At 39.0% G+C, this 7,841-nt stretch carries 8 protein-coding genes; all 8 read right to left on the bottom strand.

The window, feature by feature from the left end; translation table 11 throughout:
• Positions 1-61: 61 nt before the first annotated feature.
• Positions 62-886, bottom strand: coding sequence for a type I restriction-modification system subunit M (locus D5281_RS23325; RefSeq protein WP_277935587.1), 825 nt, complete (start codon positions 884-886; stop codon positions 62-64).
• Between the two features lies 1 nt (position 887).
• Positions 888-3,518: a type I restriction endonuclease subunit R gene (locus D5281_RS23320; protein ID WP_277935586.1), complete on the bottom strand. Its 2,631-nt coding sequence runs from the start codon at positions 3,516-3,518 to the stop codon at positions 888-890.
• Positions 3,519-3,684: 166 nt separating this feature from the next.
• A complete protein-coding gene (locus D5281_RS23315) occupies positions 3,685-3,870 on the bottom strand; it encodes a MerR family transcriptional regulator (RefSeq protein WP_016299148.1) in 186 nt (61 codons plus the stop codon).
• Positions 3,871-3,981: 111 nt separating this feature from the next.
• Positions 3,982-4,335, bottom strand: a complete 354-nt coding sequence (locus D5281_RS23310) for a TnpV protein (protein ID WP_160562307.1) — start codon at positions 4,333-4,335, stop codon at positions 3,982-3,984.
• 18 nt (positions 4,336-4,353) lie between these two features.
• Positions 4,354-5,748 (bottom strand): relaxase/mobilization nuclease domain-containing protein, encoded by a 1,395-nt coding sequence (locus D5281_RS23305; protein ID WP_160562306.1) that lies wholly within the window; start codon positions 5,746-5,748, stop codon positions 4,354-4,356.
• Positions 5,697-6,038, bottom strand: coding sequence for a plasmid mobilization protein (locus D5281_RS23300; RefSeq protein ID WP_160562305.1), 342 nt, complete (start codon positions 6,036-6,038; stop codon positions 5,697-5,699). Before D5281_RS23300 ends, D5281_RS23305 begins: the two co-directional genes overlap by 52 nt.
• A gap of 389 nt (positions 6,039-6,427) precedes the next feature.
• Positions 6,428-6,829: a hypothetical protein gene (locus D5281_RS23295; protein ID WP_160562304.1), complete on the bottom strand. Its 402-nt coding sequence runs from the start codon at positions 6,827-6,829 to the stop codon at positions 6,428-6,430.
• 60 nt (positions 6,830-6,889) lie between these two features.
• Positions 6,890-7,841: ParM/StbA family protein (locus D5281_RS23290; protein WP_277935585.1), on the bottom strand; the 952-nt coding region annotated here is incomplete at its 5' end.

Genomic DNA, 7,841 nt, shown 5'->3' with positions numbered 1-7,841 from the left:
ATAAAAGCACCTACCTTTCTTATTAACTTATCATAGAAGATCTTAATTTACAGAAATTATTTCACACACTCACTGCAACCTCCACGCTGCCCTGCGGTCTGGTTCCAAAAGGCGGATTTGCCAGTATTACATCAAACATTCTGTCAGATGTATCTATCAAAGAATCCTGATATGCAATAGGACTCTTATTGATGCCAATATCGTGCAGATATAAATTCATAGAAGCAAGCGTTACAACTAAAGATGTATTATCCGCTCCAAAGAGCGCATTGTTCTTCAAAAACTGCTGTTTTTCTATATCCTTGCTTTGACTCTTCATGTGTTCATAAGCCGCAAGCAGAAAACCTCCGGTACCACAGGCGGGATCTGCAACTGTTTCTGTAATTTTAGGATTGACTACCTCAACAATAGCCTGTATCAGCGCTCTCGGCGTAAAATACTGACCTGCTCCGCTTTTCTTGTCCTGTCCGTTTTTTTCAAGAATTGATTCATAGACGGCGCCTTTAAAATCTCCTTCCATCATATACCAGTTCTCTTCACTTACCATTTCTATGACTTTAGCAAGCATAACCGGACGGTCAATCTTATTCGTTGCCCTTGTAAAAATAGTTCCGATTAATCCTTCATCCTTTGAAAGCTCCCTCAATATTTCTTCATATTTTTCAACAAGATCCGTTCCATTAAGACCAGCTAAATCCTTCCACTTATATCCCTCGGGAACAGTGCTGTTAAGCCCGAGTTCTTCTTTCTCCTCATCCATTTTCAAGAAAAGAATATATGTAAGCTGTGTGATATAGTCTGTAAATCCGACGCCTGCCGCTGCCAAAACATTCGCTATATCCCATACCTTTTTCAATAATGCCGCTTCGCTTTTTTGATTTGCCATTTTAAGCCACCTTTAATATAATTTTTGATAAAGCTGACATTTCCTCTTTTAGCGTTGATGCACCGAAAATTGTTACAGCCTTCCGCCATAAATCCGTATCTGCCTCATTCAATTCTGCCACAGAAATTGCCCCGGCATCTATCACGTATCCTGCAATCTGTCTCATAATCTGCTCCTGCTCAATTGTTAAAATACGCTGATTCTGTCCGCAATACAGATTGAATCTCTGCCCATATCCTGTAAAGAGGCTTGTCAGTTTCTGATTTCTCTTATACGCATAACGCACTATCTGAATTAAATGTGTTAGTGCATTTATATTTGTTTTAATATCAAGTTCTTCAACCTTACCTTCCGAATCAAGAAACTTATAATTTTTCCATATCTGATAGATACCATACTGTTTGTTTTCTGCAAGAAGCCTATCTCTTAGTTCTACAAGCATAGTATGCGTAATTATGATGTCCTCCGAATTATAAAGAATCCTAAGCGCCTCGATGCTATCACGATTCTCATTCAAATATTTCTCAAAATTTTCAATATAAGTCTTGGCAGATTCTTTTGAAAAGCCGGCATAGATTACTTTATCTTTATCACTTGCTATTGCATAATATCCCCGCTGCATTTCAAGCAGTTTCTTTCTTGCTGGAATATTACTAATCAATCTATAGATAAGCCTCATTCTCATAGAATTATCTCGTGAAGGACTAATATACTCTACCATAATTCCTTCTGAAAATGCGTTATTGATATCATTCGCCACTGTCCTTGGTGCAAAACCATAGGTTGTTATAAAATAATCAAGATGTCTTCCAAATAATGCATCATTTTCATAACGCCTGTTAATTGTTGCACAATAATCTCTAAGAAGCATTAAGTTCTCATCACTGAGTTCATTATGTGCCAAATGTTCAAGAAGCTGTTCCAAACTCAATGTCCTCTTTCCGCCTCCAGAAGTCGCTGCTGGATGGGGTATATTTTTCTCATGTTCTGTCACTCCGACAGCATCTACAATGTAATAACATTCTTTCGTATCGGCATTGGGTGTCACTTCTTTCAACTTATCGTCGCTGATTATGCGACACCCTCGTCCCTTCATCTGTGTATAGAGCACATCGGAGTGTACGTCTTTCATAAAAAATACAGCTTCCAATGGCTTCACATCTGTTCCCGTAGCAACTAATGTGACTGTTACAGCGATACGAAAATCTTTCTCTGTTCTTAAATCTCGAATAAGTCCATTGGAATCTTCTGATGAATAAGTAATTTTTTGCACAAAATTCTCTGGAACTTTCCCATTTTCAAACTCGTTCTGAAAAATTTCTTTTGTCATATCGACAATTTCTGTAGCATGGTTATCATCCTTGGCAAAAATCAATGTCTTGGGTATGTATTCCCATTTTTGTTCCCGTTCCGGATATAGTTCTGTATAGATAGCATTTTTATAAGCCATCAATACCTTTCTTATCTGATCCCGATTAATAACTGACCTGTCCAACTGTATAGGCGTATATTCTATTGGCTGTGTCGCTGTATATGTGACAGGCTCATCCCTGCGACGTGGCGTTTCTATAATTTCTGTTCCAGCCTCAATTATTCCCCCATGCTCAGTAACATCTGTCATTATTCTATAGGTTCTTGCTGGTACGTTTACGCCATCAACAACAGAATCATCATATGTATACATTTTGATAATGTTATTATTAAAGAAGCTGTATGCTTCTGGCGTGGGTGTAGCAGTAAGACCAAGTATTTTCGCATCTGAAAAGTAATCAAGCACTGCTTTCCACTTTCCATAAATAGATCTGTGACATTCATCCACAATAATTAATTGGAAATAATCTGATGGAAGCTTCAAATCATTACCAAGCTGAATAATTTCCGCTGATTCCTGTTCTTCATCTTTCTTTATATTCTCATCTTCAACATCCTCATTACTTTCTTCCAAAGTTTGTCCTGTCAAGACTGAAAAAAGCTTCTGAATTGTTGAAATAATAATATCTCCTTTGATATCCTTTTCTTTTTTTAAGCGTCTTATCTGATAAAGTGAACTCATGGTTTGACGGTTTTCCGTCTTGTCAAACAGACTAAACTCTGATTCTGTCTGTCTTGCAAGATTGTTTCTATCAACAAGAAATAAAATCCTCTTTACTGATGTGTAATTCAACAGGCGATAGGATGCCAAACACGCCAAATATGTCTTGCCAGCGCCTGTAGCCAGTACCGCCAAATTCTTTTTATTGCCAGCCTTAATTGATTTTTCAAATTCTATTTCAGCATCATATTGACAGTCACGAAGTCCTCTTTTCTCAAGCCTTGGCAAAGCGCCATACTCAGATACCTTGTTTATAATCTGCAACATTTTCTTAGGAGAATGCATTTCAGTCAGTTCTTCATATTCACTGTCCGAAATGAGCATATTTTTATAGCAAATCTTGTTTCCATTTGCCATATACACAAGCGGGATTAGGCCTTCAAACCACAAGCCATACCATGACTGCGGATGAACTGCATATCTTTCGGCTTGTTTCTCTACTTCTTTTCCTAATGGATCAGATTCCTTCTTTGCTTCTACAACAGCTATCGCTTTATCTTCCACAAAAAGCAGATAGTCACTTTCTGTATTTCCCTGCATTAATGCTTCCTTAACCGCTGATGCACTATTTGGGATATATTCATGTCTGGAAACAACATCCCACCCAGCATTGACAAGCTGATTGTCTATTTTTATGCGTGCTCTTTCTTCTGGCAACATAGTAATTGCACCTTTCATATTCTAATTCAAACTGTATATTTTATAATTATCGCTTCATATATTTTTTAGTCTTAATCCTCTTATCCGCTGGTTTCTCGGCGTCTTTCGGAATAGCCCAAGCATGACCAAATTTTATAGTGCCTTGTATCATACCCTCATTACATATAGTCTGTACTCGCCTTACTGAAAGATTCCATTTTTCTGCAGCTTCTTTAATTGTAATGTATTCCATACTTTCGCTCCCCCAAAAAGCAAAATATTCCATTAATATTATAAGCGCAAAAACGCCGGATATCAACAAAAATATATACAAACATGGAGCAGATTTCTCTGCTCCGAAATTTTACAGACAGTATATAATTTCTTCCCTCACAATCTCCTCTGCCCTCGCCCGAATATTATTCATTCTCCGCACCCAAAGCATCTGATTCTGCGCTTTTAACCGCTCCGTTACTCCCTCCTGTTTTGCCATCTGCTCTATCAGCAAATCGAACCTTTCCTCCGCCTGTTCTTGTATCATCAGCAGATGCTCTTTCAATTTACCCGATAACAATAACCCCGAATAAATACCTCTCCTATGATTCTCTACATAAGATTTCCGCATCAATCCAAACTTTCTCACCTCTCCCTCCGGCTCTGGATCAGGAATTAAGTTCGGTATCAGATAGTCTCCACATTTTTCATAAGTCAAATTCATAAACTTTTCCTCTCTTTCCTATAAACTCATATCTTGCTTTTTGTGCTGCTTTGTCGCTTCCTGTTTGTCTTTCTCAATCCCTAAATACTGCCTTATGTTCTTCAACTGCTTATCCGCTTCCATCGCCTCCTTTTCTGCTGTCTGATATGTTTTCTTCAGTTTTGCCTTTTGCGCTGTCATTGCATCATATTCCGCCTGCATCTTTTCCACATCTAAAGATGCCATCTTTACTCCGTACCTCTTCAACATATTTTCAGCGCCACCAAATAGAATAATCTGTGTTTCATGGCTTCGGAAATAAGCATCCTGATCCTTCGCTTTCTCATATCCTCTCTGGTATTTCCTGTTTGCCATATACTGTTTTGCGTATTTTAGGATTTCCGCTTTAGCTTTCATCTCATGCTCCAAATCCACAATCGCACTTCGTGCCTCTTTTGCCACAGCACTTCTCTCTAATATTTTCTGTTTTAGTTCCTCTACGGAACCACCCTCTGCATAACTCGCCGCAGCAATCTTTAAATTCTGTATATCCGCCCAATGCTTTAACGCACCATTCTCTTGAAACTTCTCCTTGTCTGTATCAATCAAAGTCCGCTTTGCATCCGGTCGCTTTGGAAAGGGAAATTTCTTTTTTACAGGGAATTTTTCCTGTGCCCTTATACGTTTTTCGATCCTTTCTCTGATTGATTCTTTCGTATATCCCACACCGAAATTCTTTTCACTGACACGTGTAAAACGTGTCTGCCCCGAAGCAGAAAAAGATAAATATTTCAGCGCATTATCTCCAAAAGTTTCCCCTTTTACCTCATATCCTTTTGTCTGCATCCGGCTGATAAAATCTTCATAGCTGTGCGCATCACGAATGGCATTGTCCATATCAGATTTCATCTGCGCTTTCCACGAAGTTCCCGCCTCTGCCATCTGCCACTCATAATGTGTCTTTCCTTTTTGCCCTGCCGGAATAATAACCGACAATCCATGTTCTTTGCACAATTTATCTGACAGATTTCTAATACGATGATAAGTGCGTTTGCAGTCATTGTATTTTTTATATTCCACATTATCAACCGCACAAAAAATGATATGATTATGACAGTGTTCCTTGTCTACATGTGTTGCAATGACATAACTGTATTTATTTTCTAACAGCTTGTCCACAAGCTCTATTCCCACCTGATGAGCCGTATCAAAATCCACTTCCCCCGGTGCAAATGACTGAATTAGATGAAACGCCTGCTTATTACCTATACCAGAAGATTTTGACAACGCATCCATAAAATCATAATGCGCTGTCTCTATCCCACAGGCAAATGAATCTATCAAAATCTGTCCGTCAGTTTTCTCCGGATTACAGATATATTTTAATGCTTTCTGTACGGTTGCTTTGACAGCATGGATTCGTGTGTATGCCATACCTGTTTCATCAGCTCCTTTACTTCTTCTATATCGTCCTGATAAGTGTTACCCGTAGAACTTATCCTTGCCGCTATCTGGTTCAGGCTTTTGCTGATTCTGCTTAGATTGACATTGTAGTCATGCAGTTCCGAGTAATCTACAAAGTAAGTATATCCGTATAAAATCAAATGCCGGAGATAATCGTTTTTGTTCCTGTACTCTGCATTTTTGCATTTGGCATCTAAGATATACTTCTCATCTTCACTCAGGCGCAAAATAAGCTGATTCTTTCGATTTCGTTTTTCCATTTTCAACCTCCATCGTTCCATAGATTGACTAAAAAATAATGTTATTGTTTTTATACTTGACGTTTCGTTCTATATGTATTTCATAAGGGGTTAGGGGATTTTTCCCCTACAAGCAGCAAGCGGATTGGATATCCAATTTGCAAATGTGTAAACGTTGCAAAATCGCTATTTGGATATCCGAATCCAGTGCTTGATATTCTACTTTTTAGCAAATTTTCCAAGGGTCATTATTGCATATTTTCTATCTCTGCGCCCGCGCTTCATTTTTTGTAAACAGAAAAGCTTCTGCCATCCTGCTCCTAATACGGTTCCTAATTGGCACCCAAAACCACTTTACCCCATTAATCGGGTGCCAACTCGGTACCATTTACACTCTATTCTTTTGCAAGCTACTCTCCCATTGAAAAAGCAAAATCCAACATATCTTCTGCAATCTCCTCTTCCGGCTCCGGTTTGGATACTTGCGTTTCATCAAGTCTTTGTTTTGTACCTTGAAAAACAGCTTTGTCGGCAAAATAATCGGTTATACCTTCTAACACCATCTCCGCAACTTTATTTGCAAACTCCTTAATCTCGTCTCCTGAGTCTTCACACTGTTTACCTGAAAACCGTTTCCTCATCGCATTTTGCGAATTACTTTGACTGCCTATCACTGCAATAAGCGCATCTGCAAGCACTTTCCCATAAGAGCCATCCCTACGATTCAACCCATGCAGATATTCCCATGCCCTGCGCTGGTTCTCATCTTCCATGCAGAATTTTACATTGGTACAGCGATATGTTCCTCTCATAAAATTTATTCCTTTCCCACAAATCAATCTATATCTTATCGGATATAGAAACAATGCAATCTATCTGCGCAATTTCTTCTCTGCCAAAATTTCATATCCTTTTGCATTGGCACAAATATCCGTAATAAAAGTCACTCCTGCCTTCTCTCCTAAATCCGAATAATTCTGAAGCAGACAGCCGCCTCCGCCAATCACATACAGGTGTACCAGCTCTTCCTTATATCCATAGTCTGTCAAACGCTTTCTGATATTTTCCGTATACTTTTTTGCAATATACTCTACTTTCTTAGCGATATTATCTGTTCTTCCCTGCAAACCTTTCCGCAGAAGCGGTTCAATCAACATTTCGGGAATATCCTCACCGCTTTCCTTTGACAATTCTTTCTGTATCTCTTTCATACAGATACCTGCGCCGAATTTATCCGTTACAAGACTTTTTTCCAACGGCTTGTTGTCAATAATCTGCATCACGTTCATGGTTCCGTTCCCAATATCCGCCAGCATATTCATTCCCAACATCGCACCTAAATTGACAACAGCCGCAAATCCCTGTGGAAATATTTCTACGCCGCACAAATGCACATGATATCTCTCTTTTCGGAACTCAAAATGCAGTTCCTGCTCTTTCATCAGATAGCGCTTAAAGTCTGCGCCCTGACTTTTCATCCAAGCGAGCGGAAGCCCAACCGCCAATGTCACATTTGCTTCATGCAATCCCCTAAACTTCAATTCCTCCGCCAGTGCCGCAAGTGTCAGAATATAAAAGTCTTCGGAATCCGTTTTATTCCCCTGATATACCAAGTGCGACTCCCCAATCACATAAAATTTGTCCTTATATTTCACGAAATTTTTACTGACAATCGGTTCGTCCTCCATACATTCCACGCCTGCCCGAAATACTCTGTGTGCGGTTTTCATATTTAATGCTAATGTTAGCATTAAATATGTTATGCAAAGGAAAATATAATCCTGACATTTTCCAGGACACTGCCCAATATAAATGAAATTCCTA

Origin of the sequence: Parablautia muri (assembly GCF_009917485.1) — a bacterium.
GTDB lineage: Bacteria > Bacillota > Clostridia > Lachnospirales > Lachnospiraceae > Suilimivivens > Suilimivivens muri.
The sequence above is the reverse complement of the archived record's forward strand: the minus strand, read 5'-3'. Positions and strand labels throughout refer to the sequence as shown.